Source organism: Bacillus spizizenii TU-B-10 (assembly GCF_000227465.1).
GTDB classification, from domain to species: Bacteria; Bacillota; Bacilli; order Bacillales; family Bacillaceae; genus Bacillus; species Bacillus spizizenii.
In genome coordinates, this window is the sequence record NC_016047.1 from 2,744,573 (window position 1) to 2,769,165 (window position 24,593).

Consider the following 24,593-nt stretch of genomic DNA (forward strand, 5'->3'; position numbering starts at 1 on the left):
CTCTGAATACATCATGATACATCGGTAAACAACCCGATATATTTTATCATAAAACCTTGCGGAAAGCGAATAAAAGGAGAGCTTTTTGCTCTCCTTTTATTTCTCATTTTTTGAGGTAATGTATTTTTCTTTTGCTTTATTATGCTCTTTTAGCGTTTTTGTAAATACGACCTCACCATTTGATTTGGCCAAGAAGTACAGATAGTCCGTTTGATCTGGATGCAGCGCCGCTTCCCATGACGACATGCCAGCATTGGCAATCGGCCCTGGCGTCAGTCCAGTGTTTTTGTACGTATTGTACGGTGAATCGATTTCCAGATCCTTATAAAGTACCCGATCTTTATGCTTGCCTGCCGCGTACAGCACGGTCGGATCTGTTTGGAGCGGCATTTTCTTCTTCAGGCGGTTATAAAAGACGCTCGCAATTTTATGGCGGTCGGCTTTTTCAGTCGCTTCTTCTTCAATCAGAGAAGCCATCGTCAGCAGCTTATGCACAGATAGTTTATTTTTCTTCAATTCTGATTTGTATGTTTCCACGTAAGAATTTGTCTGTTTGATCATTGCCGTGATAATGTCTTCAAGTGACGTGTCAGGATCGTCAAAAGGGTATGTAGCCGGGAACAGGTACCCTTCCAGCGGATGCTTAATGTTTTTATTGAAAACATCGTTTGTCACAGTGTCCGGGAATTCTTTCTTCAGCTGATTGATAAATGTTTCATCGTCCAGCTTCGCTATGATTTGTTTTTTAGAGTATTTCGTTTCATCAGCAATAGCGGCCGCAATTTGTGTCAGCTGTGCTCCCTCAGTCACGGTAATTTGAAAGGCATAGCTTGTGGCCCCGCTTGTCAGCTTATGAATTATCTCATCCAAATCCATTCCTTTATTCAGATGGTAGAATCCCGCCTGAAACCCGGAAGCGCCTTTATATTTCACGTAATACTGAAAAGCCTTCTCGCTTTTTATGACATCGTTTTTCTTTAATATCGATGCGATGGACGAAACAGACGAGCCGCTCGGAATGTGAATGTTAACTGTCGTTTTACTGTCTTTTTCTACAGGTTCAAGCAATGATTTCCCATATAAAAATGCCCCGCCAATGATGAGAAGCAGCACAATAATGGAAGACAGTATGATTCTTTTTTTATTGAACAATGATTTTTTTTGCTGATTGATATACATTAGGTCTCCTCCCATCAGCTCTTATACTACATGATTCATTGTATTTCGGCAATTTATTACAAAAAAAGGTGGAAAGGGGCCTTGATACAGCAGAAAAAAGCCGGAGCAGTATGGCTCCGGCTTTGGTTTGGCGCGGTGTTTTATTCTTCGTCTTCGTCCGCTAAGAACGTGTTTAGTGTTTCTTCGATCATATCCCATTCTTCGTCAGTTTCGATCGGGAATAGCTCACCGTTTTCACCGTCTTCGTTTGGCGTGAAGCTGGAAGCGAGAATTTCTACTTCTTCATCATCTTTTGTTTCGATTGGGTAGTACAACACATAAGACTTGTCAAACTCTTCGTTTTCAAATGTAAACAGCACTTCACAAAGCTGTTCATTTCCTTGATCGTCAACAATTGTAATATTTTTTTCGCCGTGTTCCATTTCCTTCACCTCTGGCTTTAATTTAAACTGTCAAGATATCCTTGCAAAATCATAACAGCCGCCATTTTATCAATGACTTTTTTTCGTTTTTGCCTGCTGACATCAGCGGCAATCAGCATTTTTTCAGCCGCCATTGTGGTAAGACGCTCGTCCCACAGCACAACAGGAACATTGTACGTTGTTTCAAGCACTTTCGCAAATGTTTGGCTGGCTTCGCCTCTCGGGCCGACTGTTCCGTTCATGTTCTTAGGAAAGCCGAGCACGATTTTATCTATAGTATACTCCTTTATCAGTTCAGATAAACGGGATAAACCATAATCGCCTTCCGCTTCATTGATCTTTATGGTCTCAATGCCTTGGGCAGTCCAGCCCATTTCATCGCTCAGAGCAACACCGAGTGTTTTGGTTCCTAAATCGAGTCCTAATATTCTCATTTTTTATTTACGCCTCTTTATGCTGTTCTAAATAAGACTTCACCAATTCCTCGATTAATTCGTCTCTTTCAAGTTTGCGAATTAAATTGCGAGCGTCACGATGCCTAGGAATATAAGCGGGATCACCTGACAGCAAGTATCCGACAATCTGATTGATTGGATTGTAGCCCTTTTCCTGAAGCGCGTCATACACTGTAATCAGCACCTCATTTACGTTAGTCTCAGCAGAATCATCGGAGAAATTAAATTTCATCGTTTTATCAAACGAGCTCACCGTTTTGCACCTCTTTCCCAAATTCGCAGGCAAAGTTCAGCCTGGGGTCCTAATCTTACCATCATTCTACACTACATGGGCAAATTATAAAACGGATTTCACCCAATCTTCTACAGAAGCCAAAGCTTCTTCTAATTTTTCCGGCTGTTTGCCGCCTGCCTGTGCCATATCCGGACGGCCTCCGCCGCCTCCGCCGCAAACTTCCGCAGCTTGTTTGACCAGCTTGCCGGCATGTAGGCCTTTCTCAATGAGATCCTTTGTGACTCCGGCAGAGATATTGACTTTATCGTTTTGTACCGCACCAAGCACGATCACCGCAGAGCCAAGCTTTGCTTTGAGTTCATCCACCATTGTACGCAGATGGTTCATATCTTTCGCATTTACTTTTTCCGCAAGCACACTCACGCCGTCAACTTCTTTTACTTTCGACAGAATCGCTCCTGCCTCCACGTTGCCGAGTTTCGCAAGAAGAGATTCATTTTCTCTTTGTGCTTCCTTCAGTTCAGCATGCAGAGCCGCAACCCGTTTCGGCACTTCTTTGATATTTGTTTTCAGCTCGTCAGCAGCCTGCTGTAATACTGAAATCTGGCTGTTCATTTCGACGTAAGCGCCTTGTCCCGTTACAGCTTCAATCCGTCTTGTGCCTGCTCCGATTCCAGATTCAGAAACGATTTTAAACAGACCGATTTCTGCTGTATTTCTGACATGACAGCCGCCGCATAGCTCTAAACTGTAATCTCCGACTTGAACGACCCGGACAATATCGCCGTATTTTTCGCCGAACAGAGCCATCGCGCCCATTTCTTTTGCTTCCGCGATCGGCTTCAAGTCGATGCTGACCGGGATGCTGGCCCAGATCTTTTCGTTTACGATTCTTTCAATTTGCTCAAGCTCTTCTTTTGTCACTTGGCCAAAATGCGAGAAGTCAAAACGAAGACGGTTTTCAGTCACAAGAGATCCTGCCTGATTGACATGAGTTCCTAGAACGTCTTTTAGTGCCTGATGCAATAAATGCGTTGCCGTATGGTTTTTAATGACGCTGCTTCTCATATGGTCTTCAACTTCAGCAGTTACATGCAAGCCTTTTTGTACAGTACCGCTCTCGACAACACCTTCATGCACATGCTGGCCGTTCGGCGCTTTTTGCACATCTTTAACTCTCACTATTGCCTGTTCGCTGCGGAGATAGCCTTTATCCCCGATTTGGCCGCCGCTTTCAGCATAGAATGGTGTTTCATTAAGAATAATTTGTACGCTTTCTCCTTCATGAGCCTCATCAATTAATTGGCCGTCCTGAAGAAGCACAATGACATTGGCATCAGCTTTTGTTTGAGAGTACCCGACAAATGTGCTTTCATCGGTCACCTCGCGTAATGCGCCGCCCTGCACCTGCATGCTGCCGACATCCTGGCGAGCGTTTCTTGCCCGTTCACGCTGCTGATTCATTTCTTCTTCAAAGCCTTTATGGTCAACCGTCATGTTCTCGTCTTCTGCGTATTCTTCAGTCAGCTCAACCGGGAATCCATACGTATCGTACAATTTAAACACGTCAGCACCTGAAATAACGCTGCTGCCCTTGTCTTTTTCTTTTTTGATCATTTCTGACAGGATGGCAAGCCCTTCATTAAGTGTTTCGTGGAAGCGCTCTTCCTCGGTTTTGATGACTTTTGCAATGAAATCCGCTTTCTCTTTCACTTCAGGATAGAAATCAGCCATGATTTCAGCGACAACCGGCACTAAATCGTACATGAACGGACGGTGGATGTTGATCGTTTTGGCATAACGCACAGCCCGGCGCAATAAGCGTCTTAATACATAGCCGCGGCCTTCATTTGACGGAAGCGCTCCGTCACTGACAGCAAAGGCAACCGTTCTGATGTGGTCGGCAATCACTTTAAACGCAGTATCTTTCACATTGTCTGTGCCGTATGTTTCACCGGAAATGGTTTCTGTTGCTTTGATGATTGGAACAAATAAATCGGTATCAAAGTTTGTCGGGACATTCTGGATGACTGATACCATTCTTTCAAGCCCCATGCCCGTATCAATGTTTTTCTTCGGAAGCGGCGTGTACGTACCGTCAGGGTTATGGTTGAACTCAGAGAACACAAGATTCCATACTTCCAGGTAACGGTCGTTTTCTCCGCCTGGGTAAAGCTCCGGATCTTCTGGATCGTTTCCGTATGCCTCACCGCGGTCGTAGAAGATCTCCGTGTTCGGTCCGCTCGGTCCTTCACCGATGTCCCAGAAGTTCCCTTCCAGGCGAATAATTCTTTCCTCAGGAATACCGATTTTTTTCGCCCAGAATTCATACGCCTCTTCATCTTCAGGGTGAACCGTAACAGAGAGAAGCTCTTTGTCGAAACCGATCCACTTGTCACTCGTTAAAAACTCCCACGCCCATGTAATGGCTTCTTCTTTGAAATAATCGCCGATGGAAAAGTTTCCGAGCATTTCGAAGAATGTGTGATGTCGCGCAGTTTTACCTACATTTTCTATATCGTTTGTTCTGATCGCTTTTTGAGCGTTTACGATTCTTGGATTTTCCGGAACGACACGGCCGTCAAAATATTTTTTCAGCGTCGCAACACCGCTGTTGATCCAAAGCAATGAAGGATCCTCATGAGGCACTAATGACGCGCTTGGCTCTACCGCATGTCCTTTTTCTTTAAAGAAATCCAAAAACATTTGACGCACTTCCGCAGAAGTTAAGTGTTTCATTGTATTTCCTCCTCTATAAAAATCGAAATTCTCTTTAGTGACAGCAAAAAAGCCCTCCCCCTATGCAAACCACGCGTTTACACAGGGACGAGAGCTGTCTCGCGGTACCACCCTGATTACGGGCCTTAACATTCGCCCGTCACCTTTTACCCTGTAACGCAGGATATGCGGCAGTGATTAACTGCACTCAGGATTAGCTTCCTCCGATCTTCTGATAAAGCTCCTTTCAGCTTACGGAGCTTCTCTCTTTAACAGGGCTTCGGCGTACTCAGATCCGTCACTCGAGATTCGTATGTATTCTACGAGAAATTATAGACAAGCTGCACGCCAATGTCAATGCTCCGTCCGCATCCGTAAAAAATGGATCATCATCACTTTTAAAACAGCCGTCGCAGGAACAGCCAGAATCATTCCGACGATTCCCGCAAGCTCTCCTCCGGCAAGCAGTGCAAGCATGATGACGACAGGATGCATTTTAAGGCTTCTGCCGACAATGAACGGACTGAGGATATTCCCTTCCATAAACTGCAGAATAAACACTGTAATCACCACAACAAGAATCGCTTTGACTGAGACCGTCATCGCAATTAAAAGCGCAGGAATCGCTCCGATAAACGGACCAAAATACGGTATGACATTCGTTATCCCAGAAATAAGACCTAAGATCAACGGATACGGAAGTCCGAATATCCAGAACGTAATGCCCGCCATCACGCCGAGAATCAAGCAGACCAGAAGCTGGCCGCGGATGTAATCGCCAAGGGAGTCATCCACATCCCGCAAAAAGGCGTTTCCCCGCTTTCTCCACGACTTCGGAGTCAAATACCATACTGTCTTTTTCATCAACTCAATATCCTTTACCATATAAAACACGAGAAAAGGAATTGTTGCCGCAATTAAGAAATAATCAAGCACGTTGCGGATCCCGCTGATTGCACCTTCTATCGTTCCCGCAAAAAACGCCTCCGTCTGGCGGATCATTTTATCTATACGATGGTGCATGCCGTCAGGCCAGTCATCAGTATGGTTATGCACATGAAGAAGGAGCCCGTTATACGTTTCGGCAAACATAGGTATATTTTCTGATAAATCCGTCAGCTGCACAATTAAAACAGGCACCCCTTTATACAGCGCCCAGCCAATTCCGCCAAAAAAAAGAACATAAATCACCAGGATGCTCAAAGTCCTCGGCAATCCTTTGCCGTGCAGCCACTCCGTGACCGGAAGCAATAAATAAGAAATAAAAATAGAAATGATCAAGGGAATAAAGATCGTTTTTATGACGAGCCAAAAAGGCGACCATAACATATCAAGCATAAAAAAGACGTAAACTGTTAACAGGACCAGCAAACAAATTGCCACCCACAACAAAAGCTGCACCGGTTTTTGAAGCATCTGCTTTCACCTCTTCTATATCTTTTGAGGAACGGTGGGAATTATTCTCTCTCCTCATAACAAAAAGGATACTCTTCAAAGAGTATCCTTTTTCACATTAAAACATTTTCGTTATTCTTCTTCTCATCCGCTTCATGCTTCGATTATTCAGCATATCGGATTGAGTCGCCATTCGGTACACGAGAGCCCCGGCTCCTAATGCCAAAAGAGAAGTCATCGTCCGATTCATCCTGCGCATCTCCCTTCATGATCAAAAATTGATGCTGCGTTCATCCTCAGAAAACAAATCATCCAAGCTGCTTAACGTTCCGTCCTCTTCCACCTGATGAGTTGCAATCTTCCCTTTCGCGACTGTCAGTTCAATAAAACAACCCCAGCAATAATATTGGTTCACGCCAATTTTCCCGATATCCTTACTTTTGCAGTTCGGGCATATAAGCATATTTCACACCTCTATCCGTTCAGAACGATCTCATCTTTCCGCACCTCGACAAGCGAATCCGCTTTTTGGATCTGGCGCTTGCTTCCCGCCAGGTCAGAAAAGAAACCGTCCGAGAGTTCATATGCTACGATTATGCCCCTGTCCAAACAAAAGTATACATCTTCCAGCATCCCCAATATATCTCCCTCTTGCGATTTCACAAGCTTCATTTTCATCTGCTCGTATGTGAAGCATGGCTTCGGAAGAGGCAGAAGCTGGCCAGAACTGACCGAGGCCAATATGCGGTCATCAAGAATGCAAGAGATATCACACGCCCGTAAAAGTGCATGATGATGATGCAAAAACCGTTTTTGTGCAAGAATAAACCCGAGACAATCTCCTGTCAGAGAAAAACAAATATCGGAAATTGTCCCAAGATAACAAGAAGTTCGTTCTGAGTATACTGGGAATCCTTCTATCTCATGGCATGTTCTCAAAGTGTGATCAACCACCTTTTGTTGAACAGGCTTAGGTTTTGCTTTGCGCCTTTGACTCATACGATGAAATCACTTCCACTGCAAATGAAAAAACTCCCGCTAACACGGGAGCCTTTTTACGGCTGTTCTTCTTTCATAAAATCGAATGGTGTAATGCCTTCCATACCAATATTGGCATCGTGCACACTGAACGGGAGCTCTTTTTGCAAAGCCTCAAGCTCGGCATCCATTTCCTCAATCTGTAATGACAGCCTGTTTTTCAAGGAAGTCTGCCTGACAGTTGCGTCATTATTTTTTACGCCCCACTCCAGCGCCTCCTCTTCCCCGCATAAAATGAGAAATTTCTTTGCTCTTGTAATAGCTGTATAAAGAAGGTTTCTTCTGAGCATTCTATAGTAGCCTTTTACAACAGGCAAAACCACAATCGGAAATTCACTTCCCTGCGATTTATGAATAGAGCAGCAATACGCATGGGTAAACTGGTTAAAATCTTTTTTCGTAAATGTCATTTCATTGCCGTCAAAATTAACAACGGCCATGTCTTCTTTTTCTGTATTTTCCTTCGCATAAAATATCGACGTGATTTCGCCAATATCTCCGTTGAACACATTGTTTTCCGGCTGATTGACAAGCTGCAAAATTTTATCTCCGGTTCTGTAGACAACATCTCCGAACTTCAATTCTCTCCGTTTTTCTTTAGGAGGATTCAAGATGTCCTGCAGCATCACGTTCAGTTCATTGATGCCTGCTTTCCCTCTGTACATCGGGGCGAGAACCTGTATGTCCTTTGCCGTATAGCCTTTTTTCAATGCATTGGCGACAACCTTTTCGACTACTTCTTTTATTTGCGAGCCACCGCAGCGAATAAAGGAACGGTCCTTCGTCGGGGCAGTCAAATTGTTCGGCAGCAATCCATTTTTCATCTGGTGGGCAAGCTCAACGATTGATGACCCCTCAGCCTGGCGGTAGATGTCTGTCAGTCTCACAGTCGGAATTACCTTAGATGCCAAAAGGTCTCTCAGCACTTGGCCCGGACCGACAGAAGGCAGTTGATCTTCATCTCCGACAATGATGATTTGAATATGATCAGGGATCGCCTTGAACAAGTGGTTCGCCAGCCATATATCAAGCATGCTGGCTTCATCGATAATTAACAGCTTTCCTTCGATCGGCTGATCCTCTGTATGGGTAAAGCCTTCAGCGCCGTTCCAGCCAAGCAGCCTGTGTATCGTGACTGCCGGAAGACCCGTTGATTCACTCATCCGTTTCGCCGCTCTTCCTGTCGGTGCGGCCAATACAACCGGAAAAGCTTCATCCTTTTTATAAGCTGACGGGTCTAGTGACACGCCGTGAAGCTCTCCGTATAGTTCGACAATTCCTCTGATTACCGTCGTTTTCCCTGTTCCCGGGCCTCCCGTTAAAAGAAGCATCGGTGAGGAAAGGGCTTTTTGAATCGCTTCCTTCTGGCTCGGGGCATACTGAACATTCATCCGTTCTTCCAGTTCTCCTAAAGCGAGCAGAAATTCTGATTCAGGAAACTGGTCATCATATTCGGTTTGGCTTGCGATATGTTTCACACGCTTTGCAACGTTTTGTTCTGCGTAAAACAGCGATGGAAAATAACAGCGGCCGTCTTCTATGACAATGTCTTTATTTTCTCCAAGGGCAATAATCGCGTTAGCGGCATCCATTTCTGTGATGTGCTGTCCTTCCCTTGCTGACTGGTTCAACAGTGATTGGGTGTCGATAATCAGCTGCTCCGTTTCTATGTACGTATGCCCTTCTGACAGACAAGTCGTTTCAAGCGTGTACAAAATGGCGGCTTTTACCCGCTCAGGATGATTACCCGAAAGTCCCATTCTGCTGCCAAGCTCATCCGCTTTCCCAAACCCGATCCCTTCTACATCTTTCACAAGCTGATAAGGGTTTTCCTGAATCTTTTCAAGCGTCTCGGATTCATAGGCCTGATAGATTTTCATAGACAGCTGAGGGCCAAAGCCGAACTGATTCAGGGAAATCATGATTTGCTCAAGTCCCTGATGCCGTTGCAAAGCGCCGGCTAACGTATCAGCTTTCTTTTTTGACAGTCTCGGAACATCATAAAGCACTGAAGCGTCGGCCAAAATTTTATTAATGGCACTGTCGCCCAGCTTTTTCACAATTTCTTCAGCTGTTTTTTTGCCGATTCCCTCGAACAAATCACTCGATAAATACTGAATGATGCCTTCCTTAGTCGTCGGGATCTCCTTTTTGAAATGCTCCGCCTGAAATTGGAGCCCGAATTTTGGATGGGTTACGATCTTTCCGTAAAACGTGTAGGTCTCTTCTTCTTGAAGCGCAGGGAAGTAGCCCGTCACGGATACGGCTTTATCTTCAATCGCTTCGGAGGTCTCTGTGACTTTTACTTTCAGAACCGTATATAAATTGGTGTCGTTATGATAGATGACTGTGTTGACTGTCCCCTTTAAATAGGGCTCTTCCTCCAGTTTAAGCTGATCCGGATGCTGCTGCACGAGCTTTTCCCTCCTCCTGTGCCTGTTATGATGGGTCGATTAGTTTTTTAGCATGAAGCGCAAGCATATGATCTGGCTGGATGTCGATCGCCTTGTCCAGCATTTCCAGTGCTTTTTCTCGATTTTCTTTATAAGCATAAGCAACACCCGCATTATAAAATGCATCGGCGTGGTCCGGATCTTGCTCTGTTACAGCTTCGAATTGGCTGAGCGCTTCGTCCAGCATGCCCTCGTTCGCTAAGCACATCCCAAATTGAAAGCGCGCTTCCGTATCATTTTCATTCAGTTCGACCGCTCTTTGTAAATACGGCAGTGCAAGCTTAGGCTGTTCGAGCTTGACAAGAACCGTTCCGAGCATGTAAAACAGGTCGCCGTTTTCCATCCCGGCTCGAAGCGCTTTTTCAAACATGTCTTTCGCTTCTTTGTACATTTCTTTTACAACATAGACATTTCCTGCTCCATAATAAGCAGTGGCTGCGTTATTGTCTAATTCAAGCGCTTTATCATAAAACGCAAGCGCCCGTTCCAGCTCGTTTACGGATGAAAGCAGGTTAGCAAAATTGATATAAGGAATTGCGTCTTCTTTATTTTCTTCAATCGCTTTTGTAAATGCCTCTGCCGCTTTCTCGTAATCGCCTTCCTGCATCGCCTCTATACCGAGTTGATTATAATCCACCGATCATCTTCCTTTCATTAAAAAACCCCAACTCAGTGTTGAGGTTTTTCATCTTTTATACGTACCACAATTTTGTTCCGTCTTTGTACACATCATCAATTGTTCCGCCGCCAAGGCATTCTTCGCCGTCATAGAAGACAACGGCTTGTCCAGGCGTTACAGCGCGGACTTGTTCATCAAAGATGACTTCCGCTTCGCCTTCACCTGTCATGCGCACCATTACTTTATGATCTTCTTGGCGGTAACGGAATTTTGCCGTGCAGGCAATCTCTTCGCCCTTCATGATATCCGAACGAACCCAGCTGATATTTGTTGCTGTGATTTTGTCGGAATAAAGAAGCGGGTTATGGAACCCTTGATCCACGTAGAGAATGTTTTTTTCAAGATCTTTACCAACTGCAAACCACGGCTCTCCGCTTCCGCCGATGCCAAGGCCGTGACGCTGTCCGATCGTGTAGTACATTAACCCGTCGTGGCGTCCTTTTACTTCTCCGTCCATCGTCATCATATCGCCCGGCTGTGCAGGGAGGTATTGGCTGAGAAACGTTTTGAAGTTGCGTTCGCCGATAAAACAGATGCCCGTACTGTCTTTTTTCGTCGCTGTTGCAAGATCTGCTTCTTTGGCAATTTCACGCACACGGCTTTTTTGAAGCTCGCCGATCGGGAACATGACTTTGCTTAGCGTATCTTCTGTCAGCTGATTCAAGAAGTACGTTTGATCCTTGTTTTCATCAATGCCGCGCAGCATTCTGACTTTGCCGCCGCTTCTGTCTACCCTTGCATAGTGGCCAGTCGCTAAATAATCAGCGCCAAGTGACAGGGCGTGCTCCAAAAATGCCTTGAATTTAATTTCTTTGTTGCACAGCACATCCGGGTTTGGGGTTCTGCCTGCTTTATATTCATCAAGGAAGTATTGAAATACCTTCTCGTAATATTGCTTTTCAAAATTTACGGCATAGTACGGAATTCCGATTTGGTTGCAGACGCGGATCACATCTTCATAATCCTCTGTCGCCGTGCAAAAACCGTTTTCGTCCGTATCATCCCAGTTTTTCATAAAGATTCCGATTACATCATAGCCCTGTTCTTTTAACAGCAGAGCCGCCACAGATGAGTCCACTCCGCCGGACATGCCGACGACGACTCTAGTATCTTCCGGCCGTTTTTCCATTTCATTCACTCCAATAACTAAGCCGCCTTATTGTGTGAGCCGTTTTACAACGTCAGCCACATGTTTGGCAGCAGTTTTCACTTGCTCAGCCGTATTGCCGAGGCCGAAGCTGATCCGAATCGAGGACGTCAGCCGGTCACATTCTTCTCCGAACATGGCAGTCAGAACATGTGACGGCAGGACTGAACCGGCCGTGCACGCTGATCCGCTTGAGACAGCGACTCCCGCCATGTCAAGATTCACCAGCAGGGCTTCCACTGATACACCGGGGAAATAAAGATTCAGAACATGCGGCAGACTATGCTCTTTGTCCCCGTTAATCTCGAATGCCACACCGGCATTATCAAGCGTGTCAGCAATGATAGTTTTAAACGATTGATACTTCTCGTTTTTTTCGTCCCGTTCTTCACTTGACAGCTTGATAGCTTCTTTCAGCCCGACAATGCCGGGAACATTTTCTGTTCCGGCACGGCGTTTTCTTTCTTGCTCTCCTCCGAATAAGAGCGGGGAAAGTTTCACATCTTTACTTGCATATAAAAAGCCTGTCCCTTTTGGCCCGTTGAGCTTGTGCCCAGAAACAGACAGAAGGTCAATATGGCTGTTTTTTACGTCAATTGGCAGCAATCCGAATGCCTGAACAGCATCGGTATGAAAATATGACTGGTGTTCCTTCAGCAGCTCACCGATTTCATCGATCGGCTGCACTGTTCCGACTTCATTATTTCCATACATCACTGTCACAAGGATTGTATCATCACGCAGTGCTTCTTTCACCTGTTTTGCACTGACTCTTCCATTTTGGTCAACGTCTAGATACGTTACTTCAAATCCGTCTTCCTCAAGTTTTTCACATGTGTGAAGCACAGCGTGATGCTCAATTTTTGTCGTGATGATATGTCTGCCCAGATCTTTTCTTGCAAGCGCGGTTCCCATAATCGCCAAGTTATCGGCTTCCGTTCCCCCGCTTGTAAAAATGATCTCCTGCTCTGCCGCTCCGATTTCTGCTGCAATCTGCGCTCTTGCTTCGTCCACCCATTTTCGAGATTCTCTTCCAAATGAATGAATACTGGATGGATTGCCGAAATTGCCGGAGAAATGCGGTATCATTTTTTCCAGCACACGCTCATCCATCGGAGACGTTGCGGCATGATCTAAATAAATCCGTTCCATTATGTTTACACCTCTGATCTAAATATAGAACATATAAGCTTCTTGCTCTCCGTCTGTATAGCTGGCAAGATCCTCTAATGTTGTACTGTCTAAAACCTCTTTCACGGCATCCCGTATGCGAATCCAGAGCTCGCGCTTGGCAGGCTCCTCGTCTTCCAGCACTTCAACAGGACTGATCGGCCCCTCGAGTACACGGATAATATCTCCCGCCGTAATCGCATCCGGCTCGCTGCCTAATACATATCCGCCATATGCGCCTCTGATGCTTTTCACTAAACCGGCATTTCTGAGCGGCGATACCAGCTGCTCCAAATAATGCTCGGACAAATTATTCGTCTGTGCGATGCTTTTTAATGAAGTCGGGCCTTCACCATGCTTTTTTGCAAGCTCGATCATAATCGTGAGACCGTATCTTCCCTTAGTTGATATTTTCAACATGAACACCTCTGTTATTTCATGATTTTCCACATTTATAATGGTAATTTCTATATGATTCGTCCGTTTATTATCTAATAGACCAACTGTTATTATAACATACCTTCAGCTAATTTTCATTGAGGCAGGCGGAAACGGGCCTTCCCCCTTTTCTAATGTCCGCTTTTCCGTTACCCTGTAATTAAGTAAGGAGAGATGATGATGAAGCCATTGGCATATCGGATGCGTCCGACAAAAATAGAGGATATTATCGGCCAGCAGCATCTGGTGGCTGAAGATAAAATTATCGGCAGAATGGTTCAGGCAAAACATTTGTCATCCATGATTTTGTACGGACCGCCCGGGATTGGAAAAACATCAATCGCAACAGCAATCGCCGGTTCAACAAGTATTGCTTTTCGAAAGCTCAATGCTGTCATTAACAATAAAAAAGATATGGAAATCGTAGCCCAGGAAGCTAAAATGTCAGGCCAGGTGATTTTGATTCTGGATGAAGTTCACAGGCTGGATAAAGGGAAGCAAGATTTTCTTTTGCCCTATTTAGAAAACGGGATGATCATTTTGATTGGAGCAACCACGGCAAACCCATATCATGCCATTAATCCGGCGATCAGAAGTCGGACACAGATCTTTGAGCTTGAACCGTTAACACCGGAACTGATTAAACAGGCTCTGGAACGTGCGCTTCATGATGAGCATCGGGGCCTTGGCACATATTCTGTATCCATCGATGATCAGGCGATGGAGCATTTTGCCCGCGGATGCGGAGGAGATGTCCGCTCCGCTTTAAATGCGCTTGAGCTGGCCGTCTTGTCAACGAAGGAGTCAGCCGACGGCGTGATTCATATTACATTAGAAACCGCGGAAGAATGTTTGCAGAAAAAGAGCTTTTCTCACGATAAAGATGGTGATGCGCATTATGATGTATTGTCCGCTTTTCAAAAATCGATCCGCGGCTCTGATGCCAACGCCGCTCTTCACTATTTGGCAAGATTAATTGAAGCCGGTGATTTGGAAAGCATCGCAAGACGACTGCTTGTCATCGCATACGAAGATATCGGCTTAGCAAGCCCGCAGGCCGGTCCAAGAGTGCTGCACGCTATTCAGACCGCGGAGCGAGTCGGATTTCCCGAAGCGCGAATCCCGCTGGCCAACGCAGTCATTGAACTTTGCCTCTCACCAAAATCAAACTCAGCCATTCTGGCAATCGATGAGGCGCTTGCAGATATCAGAGCCGGAAAAATCGGGGATGTTCCGAAGCATTTAAAAGACGCGCATTATAAAGGAGCTCAGGAATTAGGAAGAGGAATCGACTATAAATACCCGCACAATTACGACAACGGATGGGTCGAACAGCAATATCTCCCTGATCCTTTAAAGAACAAGCAATATTACAAGCCGAAACAGACAGGAAAGTTCGAGTCCGCCTTAAAGCAGGTGTATGACAAATTAATAAAAAGAAAATAAAACAAAAACAGCCTTGCGAATAATCAAGGCTGTTTCTTATGCGTTATTTATCCTTCACGCGTTTGATATCAATGTCTTTCAAAAGATCCATGACAACATGTCCGCCCATAATCAAACCGGCAACTGACGGCACAAAAGCATTAGAAGATGGCGGCATTTTTGCTTTGCGGATTTTCGCTTCGTCATTCCCCACTTCTTTTCTGACATCTTCCCGAATGACAATCGGGCTTTCGTCAGAGAAAATCACTTGGACGCCCTTTTTGATGCCCTCTTTACGTAATCTCGTACGGACGACCTTCGCAATTGGATCAGTGTGCGTTTTTGAAATATCAGCGATTTGGAAGCGTGTCGGATCCGTTTTATTCGCGGCACCCATGCTGGAGATGAGCGGAATATCCCGTTTCAAACATTCTTTCATTAAATGGATTTTGTAATGGATAGTGTCTGACGCATCAATGACATAGTCAATATTATATTCAAAAAATTGCTCATACGTTTCTTCCGTATAGAACATTTTTAACGCGATCACTTCACACTCAGGGTTAATGTCTGCGATCCGCGCTTTCATTAAATCAACTTTCGGCTGTCCGACTGTTGAAAGAAGCGCGTGAAGCTGACGGTTTACATTTGTAATGTCCACATCATCTTTGTCGACAAGCAGAATGCGGCCGACGCCTGACCGCGCGAGAGCTTCCGCCGCGAACGATCCGACTCCGCCGACCCCAAGCACAGCAACCGTGCTGTTTTTCAGCGTTTCAAGGCCTTCTTTTCCGATAGCTAATTCATTGCGTGAAAACTGGTGTAACAAGAACCTCACTCCACATTCGTATTCTGGTTTCATCTATAAAATGGCTGATCCATGAGCAGCCGTTTTTTCTGCGCACAAAAAATAAAGTCCCAATAGTGCCGTTGCAGCTTTCCTTTGTTTTGAACCCGCTCTCAGCAGGTGGGTGCCCTCTTTTAAACCTTGTAAGTCCTCTTTACCGAATGAAAAGAGGCATGTACGCCATTTAAAAATGCGGGCTCCCAAATCAAAAAAATGTTCGGTCAAAACTAGGTGTACAACTAACACATCAGGACTTTATTTAACTTGTCAAAATCATATCACAGACGATTTTGATTTTCAAGAATCGAACTGCTCAATTTAGTTCTTAACTTTTTTCTTGATAGAAAGATGAAGCTCATCAAGCTGGGCGTCGCTTACTTCCCCTGGCGCTTCTGTCATCAGGCAGCTTGCGCTTGCGGTTTTCGGGAATGCAATTGTATCTCTTAGGTTCGTACGTCCTGCGAGAAGCATGACGAGACGGTCTAAGCCGAGCGCGATTCCGCCGTGCGGAGGAGCGCCGTATTCAAATGCTTCCAGTAAGAATCCGAACTGCTCAGCCGCTTCTTCTTGGGAGAAGCCGAGGAGCGCAAACATTTTTTCCTGAATATCCTTTTCGAAAATACGGATCGAACCGCCGCCAAGCTCATAGCCGTTTAAGACGAGGTCATAGGCTTGTGCTTTCATGTCTTCAGGCGCTGTTTCAATCAACTCAAGGTCTTCACGGACAGGCATTGTGAACGGATGGTGGGCTGCGTAAAAACGGCCTTCCTCCGGATCATGCTCTAAGAGCGGCCAGTCGATGACCCATAAGAAATTGAACAGATTTTCGTCAATCAGCCCTCGTTCTTTCCCAAGCTTTAAGCGCAGGGCGCCGAGTGATGCGGCTACAACTTCGAATTTATCCGCTCCGAACAGCAGCAAATCACCTTCAGCAGCATCAAGTGCTTCAATCAGCTTAGACTGCTTTTCTTCATCAAAGAATTTGGCGATCGGACCTTTCACTCCGTCTGCCTCAACTTTCACCCAGGCAAGTCCTTTCGCCCCGTAGTTAGCTGCAAAAGCGCCAAGAGCGTCGATGTCTTTTCTGGAGTAATCGCCGGCTCCGCCTTTTACATTGATGGCTTTTACCACACCGCCGTTTGCCACAGCGGATGAGAATACTTTAAATTCTGTGTCCTTCACAATGTCAGATACATCTGTCAAAAGCATATCAAAACGCGTATCCGGTTTATCCGAACCATAACTGTTCATCGCCTCGTCATACGTCATACGAGGAAGAGGAAGCTTGAGTTCCACACCTTTTGTTTCACGCATAATCTTTGCCATCATATCTTCAGCCAATGACATAATGTCTTCCTGGCTCATAAAGGACATTTCAATATCGATCTGCGTAAACTCAGGCTGGCGGTCTGCACGCAAGTCTTCATCGCGGAAACAGCGGGCAATCTGATAATAGCGTTCAATGCCGGATACCATCAGAAGCTGTTTAAATAGCTGCGGAGACTGAGGCAGCGCATAGAATTCACCTTCGTGCACACGGCTCGGCACCAAGTAGTCACGTGCGCCCTCAGGTGTGCTTTTGGTTAAAATCGGCGTTTCAATATCAAGAAACCCGTTATCATCTAAAAAGCTGCGGACAGCTTTCGTCACGTTATGTCGCATCTGCATCGTTTGAAACATAGCTGGTCTACGCAAATCTAAGTAACGGTGTTTTAAACGGACGTCCTCTGATACGTCTTCAGCTTGATCAGAAATCGCAAACGGAGGTGTCTTTGCAGCACTTAATACGGTCACTCCATCAGCGTGAATTTCGATCGCGCCTGTTTTCAAATTCGCATTGACTGTGCCTTCTTCACGCGCCACCACTTTTCCTTGAATATCAAGCACGTATTCGTTTCTGATGCCTTCCGCAATAGCAAGCGCTTCTTTTGACACATCAGGGTTAAACACGACTTGAACAATTCCTGTACGGTCACGCAAGTCAATAAAAATCAATCCGCCGAGATCCCGTCTTTTTTGGACCCAGCCTTTTAGCGTTACAGATTCACCGATTGCTTTTTCAGTTATATCACCGCAATAATATGTTCTTCCAAACAATACATTCCACTCCTTATCCCTTTTGGTTTGCCTTCATCACATGTATAAATTCATCAAGTGCCACTTCAATCTGTTCGCCCGTCTGTGCATCCTTTACATTGATTTTATTTTGGGCAAGCTCATCTTCACCCAAAATCGCAATAAATCTGGCATTCAGGCGGTCAGCTGTTTTAAACTGGCCTTTCATTTTCTTATTTTCATAATCGATTTCGCTGGAAATGCCTGCTTCTCTCAGTTTGTACACCAATGAAACAGAATAATCCTTGGCTTTTTCGCCGAGTGTGACGATATAGCAGTAGATTCCCTGATCAACAGGCAGCTCTCTTTTTTCAGCATCAATTGCGGCAAGCAGGCGTTCAATGCTCATCGCAAATCCGATGCCCGGCGCTTCAGGACCGCCGATTTGTTCGACAAGTCCGTCGTAGCGTCCTCCGCCGGCAAGTGTCGTAATCGCGCCAAAGCCCTCCGCATTGCTCATGATTTCAAATGCGGTATGGTTGTAATAATCCAGCCCTCTCACAAGGTTAGAGTCAATTTCATACGAAATGCCAAGATCGTTTAAGTATTGTTTCACTTTCTCAAAATAAGCGGCTGATTCTTCATTTAAATATGTCAGAATCGAAGGTGCCGATTTCATCAGCTCATGATCGCGGTCTTTTTTGCAATCCAAGATTCTGAGCGGGTTTGTGTGCAGCCGTGACTGGCAGTCTGAACAAAACTCTTCGATGCGAGGCTCAAAATGTTTTACGAGCGCTTCTCTGTAGCTTTTGCGGCTTTCTTGGTCGCCGAGGCTGTTTATGACAAGCTTAACGTTTTGCAAGCCTGCTTTTTGATAAATACTCATCGCTAGCGCCATTACTTCGGCATCGATTGCTGGATCTTTCGAGCCTATCGCTTCAATTCCAAACTGATAAAACTGGCGGTAACGGCCCGTCTGCGGACGTTCATAACGGAACATCGGCCCGACATAATAAAGCTTTGTCGGCTGGACAGGATTTGCGAATAGCTTGTTTTCATTAAAAGCGCGAACCGCCGCTGCTGTTCCCTCCGGACGAAGCGTCAGGCTTCTGCCTTTTCGGTCCTGAAAGGTATACATTTCTTTTTGTACGATATCCGTCGATTCTCCGACGCCTCTGGCAAACAGTTCTGTATGCTCAAAAATCGGTGTGCGGATTTCTTTATATTGATAAGTGCGGCAAGTGTCTCTCATAATTTGTTCAACAAACTGCCAGCGATCTGATTCTCCAGGCAGAATATCCTGTGTTCCTCTTGGAATGCTATATCCCATATGTAGACCTCCTTATGTATTCCTTATAAAATATACAATGATTGTTAATGATGAAAATGAAAAAAACTCTCGTCCCTACTATACATGTATAGTAGGGACGAGAGTTATACCCGTGGTGCCACCCTAGTTGGAATATGTTCATATTCCCGCTCGATCCTTTAACGCAGGTTCACGTTCACTGCCTAATGACGGGATTAACGCGTTCAGCAGGAAACCTCCGGAGTGTTGTTTCGAGAAAGACGCAATGGGATCCGCTTTCAGCCTGGGGCGGTTCCTCTCTAGCCATGCAATCTGACCTACTCTTCTCCATTATTGGTTCAAATCTTTCATCATTTGCTATGTACTCAATTTCTATTATAATAATGGGATTGGGGTTCTCTGTCAAGCTTTATTCCGGTTGTTTTTCCTCATCGCTGCTTCTTTGGACATAAGACCAAATTCAGATGCTGTTTCAGTAAGATAACCGGTCGTTTCGGGATCTGCGTGATCGCTGTAATGCAGATTTGCTTCACCGTCGTGAAATGCACGTCCCATTTTTGGATGATATTTCATGATTTGCACACCTTTTTGATTGTATTTATGCCTAGTATAAACAAATCATTTTATTTTTATTTAAAAATCAGAAAGGACTTTACGATAATAAGCAAGAATGCTTTTTTAATGATCATCAGAAAGGAGGACACAATGAGCAAGAAATACTTTGTTCTTATTGTATCTATTATTTTCGCCGGGGCGCTTTTCCCGCCACTTTCCTCCGTTACAGCCGCTCAAGGAGAAGCGGTCATCGCAACAGATGAAATGAACGTCAGAAGCGGTCCGGGGCTTAGCTACGGGATTACAGCGGAAGCGAAAAAAGGAGAGCGCTACCCGATTTTAAAGGAAGATGGAGACTGGGTGCAGATACAGCTTGGTTCCGGAGAAAAAGGATGGGTGGTCTCCTGGCTGATTACAAAGGAAGACCAGGCCAGCACAAGCTCTACGGAAAGCAGTGATACTGTGACTTCAACAGACCCCGATCTGCGGATGAGAACCGGACCGGGCACTTCATACGAAGTCATCGGCAAATTCCCGCAAGGCAGCCAAGCGTCTGTCATCGATAAAGATTCAGGCTGGATCAAGATATCCTATCAAAATGCCACTGGGTGGGTGTCATCTGAATATGTTACATCAGGCCGCAGCAGTTCAGCGTCTTCTGAGAGTGCTCAAACCGAATCTTCCGGTGCTTCAACGGGCACGGTCGGTGTATCTTCACTAAATGTAAGAGCCTCCGCCTCACATGACGCAGCGATTTTAACGAAACTTGAACGCGGAACGAAGCTTACGATTCTCAACGAGAAAAACGGCTGGGCCCACATCGAGGTGAATGGGCTGAAAGGCTGGGTTGCAAGCCATTACCTTTTATCTAGTTCTGATCCAGCTGAAAGTTCGGCAAATGCCGGCAGTTCATCCTCCGCTAAAAAAGCCTATATTGTATACGGAGGAACGAATGTAAGAAGTGATGCATCTACATCAGCTTCGATCGTTGAACGTGCTGCCAAAGGCGATTCGTTCACCATTACAGGTTCAAAGGGCAGCTGGTATGAGATTAAGCTTGATAACGGGCAGACTGGTTATGTAGCCAATTGGGTGGTCCAAACGTCTAAAAGCGCAGAAGAAGCAGGTGAACCCCCTGTCTCTGATTCCCCGTCCGGAAACGGTTCTCTGAACAATAAAACGATTATTGTTGACCCGGGACACGGAGGAAAAGACAGCGGAACGATCGGCTATTCGGGTAAATTCGAGAAAAACCTGACGATCAAAACGGCAAAACTGCTTGCCAGTAAACTCAGATCAGCTGGAGCCGATGTGTATGTGACACGCCAGGATGATACCTTTGTCAGCTTACAGTCACGTGTTTCTACGTCTCACTATCGCAACGCTGACGCATTTATCAGCATTCACTATGACAGCTATGCGGATACTTCCACGAGAGGCAGCACTGCTTACTACTACAGTCCTGCCAAAGATGAGGAACTGGCATCAGATGTACACTCTGAAGTGGTGAAGCGTTCTTCCATTCCTGACCGCGGCGTATTATTCGGAGATTATTATGTGCTTCGGGAAAATAGACAGCCCGCTATGCTGTATGAGCTGGGATATGTAAGCCATCCGCAGGAAGAAGCCATTGTACATAGCAATTCATACCAAGAAAAAGTTACAGACGGGATTGAAAGCGGACTAGAGAAATACTTCCAATAAAAAAAGCTGCCTTTTGGCAGCTTTTTTTATTTTGAATCCATAATGAGCGTGACCGGTCCAGAGTTTGTAAGCTGAACATCCATCATCGCTCCAAACGTTCCGGTCTCCACTTTGATTCCTTTTTCACGAAGCAGGTCGTTCCATTTTTCATAAAGACCTAAAGCTTTATCAGGTTTGGCGGCGTTCATGTAGTTCGGACGGCGCCCTTTTCTCGTATCTCCATAAAGCGTAAACTGTGAGACAGATAAAATCTCTCCTCCTATATCTAAAAGAGACAGATTCATTTTTCCTTCACTGTCATCGAAAATACGAAGATGAACAACTTTATCAGCTAAATAAGCTGCATCCTCTTCTGTATCATCGTGAGTGATGCCGACCAGCACCATGAGGCCTTGTCCAATTTGGCCGACGACCTCTTCATCCACTGTAACGCTTGCTTTTGTTACTCGCTGAACAACTAATCTCATTTTCTAACCCCTTTAGTTCATGACGCGGCGCACAGAATAGATATCTCTTATCTGTTTAATACGCTCGACGACTTTGTGCAAGTGATTAATGTTCTGAATAAAAATCGCCATATGAATGGTTGCCACTTTATTGCGATCCGATTTGCCAGAGACGGATGAAATATTTGTTTTCGTTTCATTTACTGCCTGCAGCACCTCGTTCAGCAATCCGCGGCGGTCATAACCAAGAATCTCTATCTCAACATTGTATTCCTTGCGCTTTTGAACCTGTGACTCATGTTCCCACTCTACCGGGATCAGCCGCTCCTGGGCTTCATTCGTTTTGACATTCGGACAGTCTTCACGATGGACCGAAACCCCTCTGCCTTTTGTGATAAATCCGACAATATCGTCACCCGGTACAGGATTGCAGCATTTTGACAAACGGACAAGAAGATTGTCGATGCCCTTGACACGAACGCCCGCTTCCCGTTTTCTGCCCTGCGGGTATGGTTTAGGTTCCGCATTGACTTCTTGAACGATCTTTTCCTGTTCTTCCTGATCGCGCTGCTTTCTCTCTTTTTCTGTCAGGCGGTTTGCCACCTGTAAGGCTGTAATGCCGTTGTAGCCGACCGCTGCGTACATATCCTCTTCATTTGAGAAATTAAACTTGTCAGCAACCTTCTGGATATTTTCCGGCGTTAAGACTTCCTTCACTTCGAAATCCAGATTTTTAATTTCTTTTTCGACCAGCTCACGGCCTTTTTCGACATTTTCTTCGCGCCGCTGTTTCTTAAAGAATTGACGGATCTTATGCTTCGCCTGGGATGTTTGCGCAAGCTTGACCCAATCCTGGCTCGGACCGTAGGAATGCTTAGAGGTGAGAATTTCAACGATATCACCTGTCCGAAGCTTATGGTCCAGCGTTACCATTTTTCCGTTTACTTTGGCACCGATTGTTTTATTGCCGATTTCCGAGTGAATCCGGTAAGAAAAATCAATCGGAACAGAACCGGACGGAAGCTCGATTACATCTCCTTTCGGTGTAAAAACATACACCATGTCAGAAAACAAATCGATTTTGAGCGATTCCATAAATTCTTCTGCATCTGTTGATTCATTTTGAAATTCTAAAATTTCACGGAACCAAGAAAGCTTTTTCTCAAAGGTTGCGCCTTCGTTGGCCGCTTTCCCTTCTTTATAAGCCCAGTGAGCCGCAACCCCGTATTCCGCAATTTCATGCATTTCAAAGGTGCGAATCTGCACTTCCAGCGGATCGCCTTTGGGCCCGATAACCGTTGTATGAAGCGATTGATACATATTCGGCTTCGGCATTGCGATATAATCTTTGAATCTGCCGGGCATCGGCTTCCAGCATGTGTGAATGATGCCGAGCACCGCATAGCAGTCCTTTATGCTATTCACAAGAATACGAACAGCCAGCAAATCGTAAATTTCGTTGAATTGCTTATTTTGCAGCACCATTTTGCGATAAATGCTATAAATATGTTTCGGACGTCCCGAGAAGTCAGCCTTGATGTTCACTTCTTCGACACGTTTCTTCACTTCATTGACAACCTCATCGACATAAAGCTCACGTTCTGCGCGTTTCTTCTTCATGAGGTTGACAATTCTGTAATATTGCTGAGGATTCAAATAACGGAGCGCCGTATCTTCCAATTCCCACTTAATTTTTGAAATCCCGAGACGATGCGCCAAAGGAGCAAAAATCTCCAGTGTTTCATTGGAAATTCTCCGCTGTTTTTCCTGAGGCAGATGTTTCAGCGTCCGCATATTGTGGAGACGATCCGCCAGCTTGATCAGTATGACCCGGATATCTTGAGCCATAGCGACAAACATTTTGCGATGATTTTCCGCCTGCTGTTCCTCTTGAGATTTATATTTAATTTTACCGAGCTTCGTTACGCCGTCCACAAGCATTGCCACTTCTTCGGAAAATGCTTCTTTCAGGTCATCGAGCGTCACATCTGTATCTTCCACGACATCGTGCAGAAATCCGCCCGCAATTGTGGAAGGGTCCATTTCAAGATCAACGAGAATCCCCGCAACCTGAATCGGATGAATAATATATGGCTCGCCCGATTTGCGGTATTGCTCGCGATGAGCATCTTCAGCGTACAGATATGCTTTTTCGACAAATGCGATATGCTCATCAGATAGATAGCTGCGCGCTTTATCTATAACTTGCTCGGCAGTCAATACTTGTTCGTTCGCCATGGAATCACCTTTTTTAGAATGTAAACTGTATTGTAGTTTATTATCAAGAAAAAAACGAAAGATGTAAAGAGCAGAAGTTCAAATAGCCAAATATTATATAAAATAAATGCAAAACAATAGGAAAAAAGCACCCTGACATGGAGTGCTTTTTTCGTTATGCGATTATCTTTAGTATTTCATCAATGTTAATATGTCATAATCTTCAAGCTTCTTTCTGCCGTCAAGGTAAGAAAGCTCGATTAAGAAAGCGATACCAGCAACAACGCCGCCAAGCTCTTCAACAAGTTGGATTGTTGCTTCAATTGTGCCGCCTGTCGCAAGCAGGTCATCTGTAATAAGCACACGCTGACCCGGTTTAATCGCATCTTTGTGGATCGTTAATACGTCTTTCCCGTATTCCAAGCCGTAGTCCACTTTGATCACTTCACGAGGCAATTTGCCTTCTTTGCGGACCGGCGCAAAACCTACGCCAAGCGCGTAAGCAACGGGACAGCCGATAATAAAGCCGCGCGCTTCAGGGCCGACGACCAAATCAATTTGCTTTTCTTTCGCATATTCAACAATTTGGTCTGTAGCATAGCGGTATACGTCGCCTTTATCCATCAGTGTCGTAATATCTTTAAATTGCACGCCCTCTTTCGGGTAATCCGGTACAATTGTTACGTATTGTTTTAAATCCATCTGT

General features: G+C 45.2%; 23 protein-coding genes, 1 other RNA gene and 1 other annotated feature. Of the genes, 2 read left to right on the plus strand and 22 right to left on the minus strand.

Going from position 1 to position 24,593, the window contains the following annotated elements:
* Positions 1-96: 96 nt before the first annotated feature.
* The 14 genes from mltG to cymR all read right to left on the minus strand — a co-directional run bounded on the left by mltG (position 97) and on the right by cymR (position 13,308).
* On the minus strand, positions 97-1,179 hold the full coding sequence (mltG, locus tag GYO_RS35730; RefSeq protein ID WP_014114601.1) for an endolytic transglycosylase MltG: 1,083 nt from the start codon (positions 1,177-1,179) through the stop codon (positions 97-99).
* Between the two features lie 140 nt (positions 1,180-1,319).
* On the minus strand, positions 1,320-1,601 hold the full coding sequence (locus tag GYO_RS35735; RefSeq protein ID WP_003237470.1) for a DUF1292 domain-containing protein: 282 nt from the start codon (positions 1,599-1,601) through the stop codon (positions 1,320-1,322).
* A gap of 17 nt (positions 1,602-1,618) precedes the next feature.
* Complete coding sequence (ruvX, locus tag GYO_RS35740) at positions 1,619-2,035, minus strand: Holliday junction resolvase RuvX (protein WP_003225905.1); 417 nt, start codon at positions 2,033-2,035, stop codon at positions 1,619-1,621.
* A 7-nt stretch (positions 2,036-2,042) separates the two neighbouring features.
* Complete coding sequence (locus tag GYO_RS35745) at positions 2,043-2,309, minus strand: IreB family regulatory phosphoprotein (RefSeq protein ID WP_003225903.1); 267 nt, start codon at positions 2,307-2,309, stop codon at positions 2,043-2,045.
* A gap of 84 nt (positions 2,310-2,393) precedes the next feature.
* The gene (alaS, locus tag GYO_RS35750; protein ID WP_014114603.1) at positions 2,394-5,030 is read right to left on the minus strand and encodes an alanine--tRNA ligase; all 2,637 of its coding nucleotides are present in this window, start codon (positions 5,028-5,030) and stop codon (positions 2,394-2,396) included.
* Between the two features lie 333 nt (positions 5,031-5,363).
* Complete coding sequence (locus GYO_RS35755) at positions 5,364-6,425, minus strand: AI-2E family transporter (RefSeq protein ID WP_014114604.1); 1,062 nt, start codon at positions 6,423-6,425, stop codon at positions 5,364-5,366.
* Positions 6,426-6,522: 97 nt separating this feature from the next.
* On the minus strand, positions 6,523-6,654 hold the full coding sequence (locus GYO_RS35760) for a YrzQ family protein (protein WP_003225895.1): 132 nt from the start codon (positions 6,652-6,654) through the stop codon (positions 6,523-6,525).
* A gap of 21 nt (positions 6,655-6,675) precedes the next feature.
* Entirely contained in the window at positions 6,676-6,867 is a 192-nt protein-coding gene (locus GYO_RS35765) for a YrzR-like zinc ribbon domain (protein ID WP_003225893.1), read from the minus strand.
* An 11-nt stretch (positions 6,868-6,878) separates the two neighbouring features.
* Positions 6,879-7,403, minus strand: coding sequence for a PRC-barrel domain-containing protein (locus GYO_RS35770; protein WP_080010096.1), 525 nt, complete (start codon positions 7,401-7,403; stop codon positions 6,879-6,881).
* Positions 7,404-7,459: 56 nt separating this feature from the next.
* Entirely contained in the window at positions 7,460-9,856 is a 2,397-nt protein-coding gene (gene recD2 / locus GYO_RS35775; RefSeq protein WP_014114606.1) for an SF1B family DNA helicase RecD2, read from the minus strand.
* Between the two features lie 25 nt (positions 9,857-9,881).
* Positions 9,882-10,502: a tetratricopeptide repeat protein gene (locus tag GYO_RS35780; RefSeq protein WP_238528881.1), complete on the minus strand. Its 621-nt coding sequence runs from the start codon at positions 10,500-10,502 to the stop codon at positions 9,882-9,884.
* A gap of 85 nt (positions 10,503-10,587) precedes the next feature.
* Positions 10,588-11,703, minus strand: coding sequence for a tRNA 2-thiouridine(34) synthase MnmA (gene mnmA / locus GYO_RS35785; protein ID WP_014114608.1), 1,116 nt, complete (start codon positions 11,701-11,703; stop codon positions 10,588-10,590).
* Between the two features lie 27 nt (positions 11,704-11,730).
* Positions 11,731-12,873: a cysteine desulfurase family protein gene (locus GYO_RS35790; protein ID WP_014114609.1), complete on the minus strand. Its 1,143-nt coding sequence runs from the start codon at positions 12,871-12,873 to the stop codon at positions 11,731-11,733.
* Positions 12,874-12,891: 18 nt separating this feature from the next.
* Positions 12,892-13,308, minus strand: a complete 417-nt coding sequence (gene cymR, locus GYO_RS35795; protein WP_003225879.1) for a cysteine metabolism transcriptional regulator CymR — start codon at positions 13,306-13,308, stop codon at positions 12,892-12,894.
* Positions 13,309-13,509: 201 nt separating this feature from the next.
* On the opposite strand from cymR, the gene GYO_RS35800 reads away from it, so the two are divergent.
* Complete coding sequence (locus GYO_RS35800) at positions 13,510-14,775, plus strand: replication-associated recombination protein A (RefSeq protein WP_041521021.1); 1,266 nt, start codon at positions 13,510-13,512, stop codon at positions 14,773-14,775.
* Between the two features lie 43 nt (positions 14,776-14,818).
* Here the strand turns inward: GYO_RS35800 and GYO_RS35805 are convergent, their stop codons facing one another.
* The 5 genes from GYO_RS35805 to GYO_RS35825 form a co-directional block, all read right to left on the minus strand.
* Positions 14,819-15,583, minus strand: coding sequence for a tRNA threonylcarbamoyladenosine dehydratase (locus tag GYO_RS35805; RefSeq protein ID WP_014114611.1), 765 nt, complete (start codon positions 15,581-15,583; stop codon positions 14,819-14,821).
* Positions 15,584-15,665: 82 nt separating this feature from the next.
* Positions 15,666-15,858, minus strand: a non-coding RNA gene (ssrS, locus tag GYO_RS35810) — 6S RNA.
* 61 nt (positions 15,859-15,919) lie between these two features.
* Positions 15,920-17,698 (minus strand): aspartate--tRNA ligase, encoded by a 1,779-nt coding sequence (gene aspS / locus GYO_RS35815; protein ID WP_014114613.1) that lies wholly within the window; start codon positions 17,696-17,698, stop codon positions 15,920-15,922.
* Between the two features lie 13 nt (positions 17,699-17,711).
* A complete protein-coding gene (hisS, locus tag GYO_RS35820; RefSeq protein WP_014114614.1) occupies positions 17,712-18,986 on the minus strand; it encodes a histidine--tRNA ligase in 1,275 nt (424 codons plus the stop codon).
* 90 nt (positions 18,987-19,076) lie between these two features.
* Positions 19,077-19,308 (minus strand) — a binding site (T-box leader).
* Positions 19,309-19,367: 59 nt separating this feature from the next.
* Positions 19,368-19,538, minus strand: coding sequence for a YrzK family protein (locus GYO_RS35825; RefSeq protein WP_003222701.1), 171 nt, complete (start codon positions 19,536-19,538; stop codon positions 19,368-19,370).
* Positions 19,539-19,670: 132 nt separating this feature from the next.
* Between GYO_RS35825 and GYO_RS35830 the strand changes: the two genes are divergently transcribed.
* Positions 19,671-21,224 (plus strand): N-acetylmuramoyl-L-alanine amidase family protein, encoded by a 1,554-nt coding sequence (locus GYO_RS35830; protein WP_041521022.1) that lies wholly within the window; start codon positions 19,671-19,673, stop codon positions 21,222-21,224.
* A 26-nt stretch (positions 21,225-21,250) separates the two neighbouring features.
* On the opposite strand, the gene dtd is transcribed toward GYO_RS35830, so the two are convergent.
* From dtd to GYO_RS35845, 3 genes are all read right to left on the minus strand, one after another.
* Positions 21,251-21,691, minus strand: coding sequence for a D-aminoacyl-tRNA deacylase (gene dtd, locus GYO_RS35835; RefSeq protein WP_014114616.1), 441 nt, complete (start codon positions 21,689-21,691; stop codon positions 21,251-21,253).
* 12 nt (positions 21,692-21,703) lie between these two features.
* Positions 21,704-23,908 carry a GTP diphosphokinase gene (gene relA, locus GYO_RS35840; RefSeq protein ID WP_014114617.1) on the minus strand — a complete coding sequence of 735 codons (2,205 nt, stop codon included), beginning with the start codon at positions 23,906-23,908 and terminating at the stop codon, positions 21,704-21,706.
* Positions 23,909-24,076: 168 nt separating this feature from the next.
* Entirely contained in the window at positions 24,077-24,589 is a 513-nt protein-coding gene (locus GYO_RS35845) for an adenine phosphoribosyltransferase (RefSeq protein ID WP_014114618.1), read from the minus strand.
* Between the last annotated feature and the right edge of the window lie 4 nt (positions 24,590-24,593).

What these genes read in the sequence shown, in the direction of transcription:
- mltG (WP_014114601.1), bottom strand. Translation starts at nt 1,179, where the DNA reads ATGTATATCAATCAGCAAAAAAAATCATTGTTCAATAAAAAAAGAATC.
- GYO_RS35735 (WP_003237470.1), bottom strand. Translation starts at nt 1,601, where the DNA reads ATGGAACACGGCGAAAAAAATATTACAATTGTTGACGATCAAGGAAAT.
- ruvX (WP_003225905.1), bottom strand. Translation starts at nt 2,035, where the DNA reads ATGAGAATATTAGGACTCGATTTAGGAACCAAAACACTCGGTGTTGCT.
- alaS (WP_014114603.1), bottom strand. Translation starts at nt 5,030, where the DNA reads ATGAAACACTTAACTTCTGCGGAAGTGCGTCAAATGTTTTTGGATTTC.
- GYO_RS35755 (WP_014114604.1), bottom strand. Translation starts at nt 6,425, where the DNA reads ATGCTTCAAAAACCGGTGCAGCTTTTGTTGTGGGTGGCAATTTGTTTG.
- GYO_RS35760 (WP_003225895.1), bottom strand. Translation starts at nt 6,654, where the DNA reads ATGAATCGGACGATGACTTCTCTTTTGGCATTAGGAGCCGGGGCTCTC.
- GYO_RS35765 (WP_003225893.1), bottom strand. Translation starts at nt 6,867, where the DNA reads ATGCTTATATGCCCGAACTGCAAAAGTAAGGATATCGGGAAAATTGGC.
- GYO_RS35770 (WP_080010096.1), bottom strand. Translation starts at nt 7,403, where the DNA reads ATGAGTCAAAGGCGCAAAGCAAAACCTAAGCCTGTTCAACAAAAGGTG.
- GYO_RS35780 (WP_238528881.1), bottom strand. Translation starts at nt 10,502, where the DNA reads ATGCAGGAAGGCGATTACGAGAAAGCGGCAGAGGCATTTACAAAAGCG.
- mnmA (WP_014114608.1), bottom strand. Translation starts at nt 11,703, where the DNA reads ATGGAAAAACGGCCGGAAGATACTAGAGTCGTCGTCGGCATGTCCGGC.
- GYO_RS35790 (WP_014114609.1), bottom strand. Translation starts at nt 12,873, where the DNA reads ATGGAACGGATTTATTTAGATCATGCCGCAACGTCTCCGATGGATGAG.
- GYO_RS35800 (WP_041521021.1), top strand. Translation starts at nt 13,510, where the DNA reads ATGAAGCCATTGGCATATCGGATGCGTCCGACAAAAATAGAGGATATT.
- hisS (WP_014114614.1), bottom strand. Translation starts at nt 18,986, where the DNA reads ATGGGATATAGCATTCCAAGAGGAACACAGGATATTCTGCCTGGAGAA.
- GYO_RS35825 (WP_003222701.1), bottom strand. Translation starts at nt 19,538, where the DNA reads ATGAAATATCATCCAAAAATGGGACGTGCATTTCACGACGGTGAAGCA.
- GYO_RS35830 (WP_041521022.1), top strand. Translation starts at nt 19,671, where the DNA reads ATGAGCAAGAAATACTTTGTTCTTATTGTATCTATTATTTTCGCCGGG.
- dtd (WP_014114616.1), bottom strand. Translation starts at nt 21,691, where the DNA reads ATGAGATTAGTTGTTCAGCGAGTAACAAAAGCAAGCGTTACAGTGGAT.
- relA (WP_014114617.1), bottom strand. Translation starts at nt 23,908, where the DNA reads ATGGCGAACGAACAAGTATTGACTGCCGAGCAAGTTATAGATAAAGCG.
- GYO_RS35845 (WP_014114618.1), bottom strand. Translation starts at nt 24,589, where the DNA reads ATGGATTTAAAACAATACGTAACAATTGTACCGGATTACCCGAAAGAG.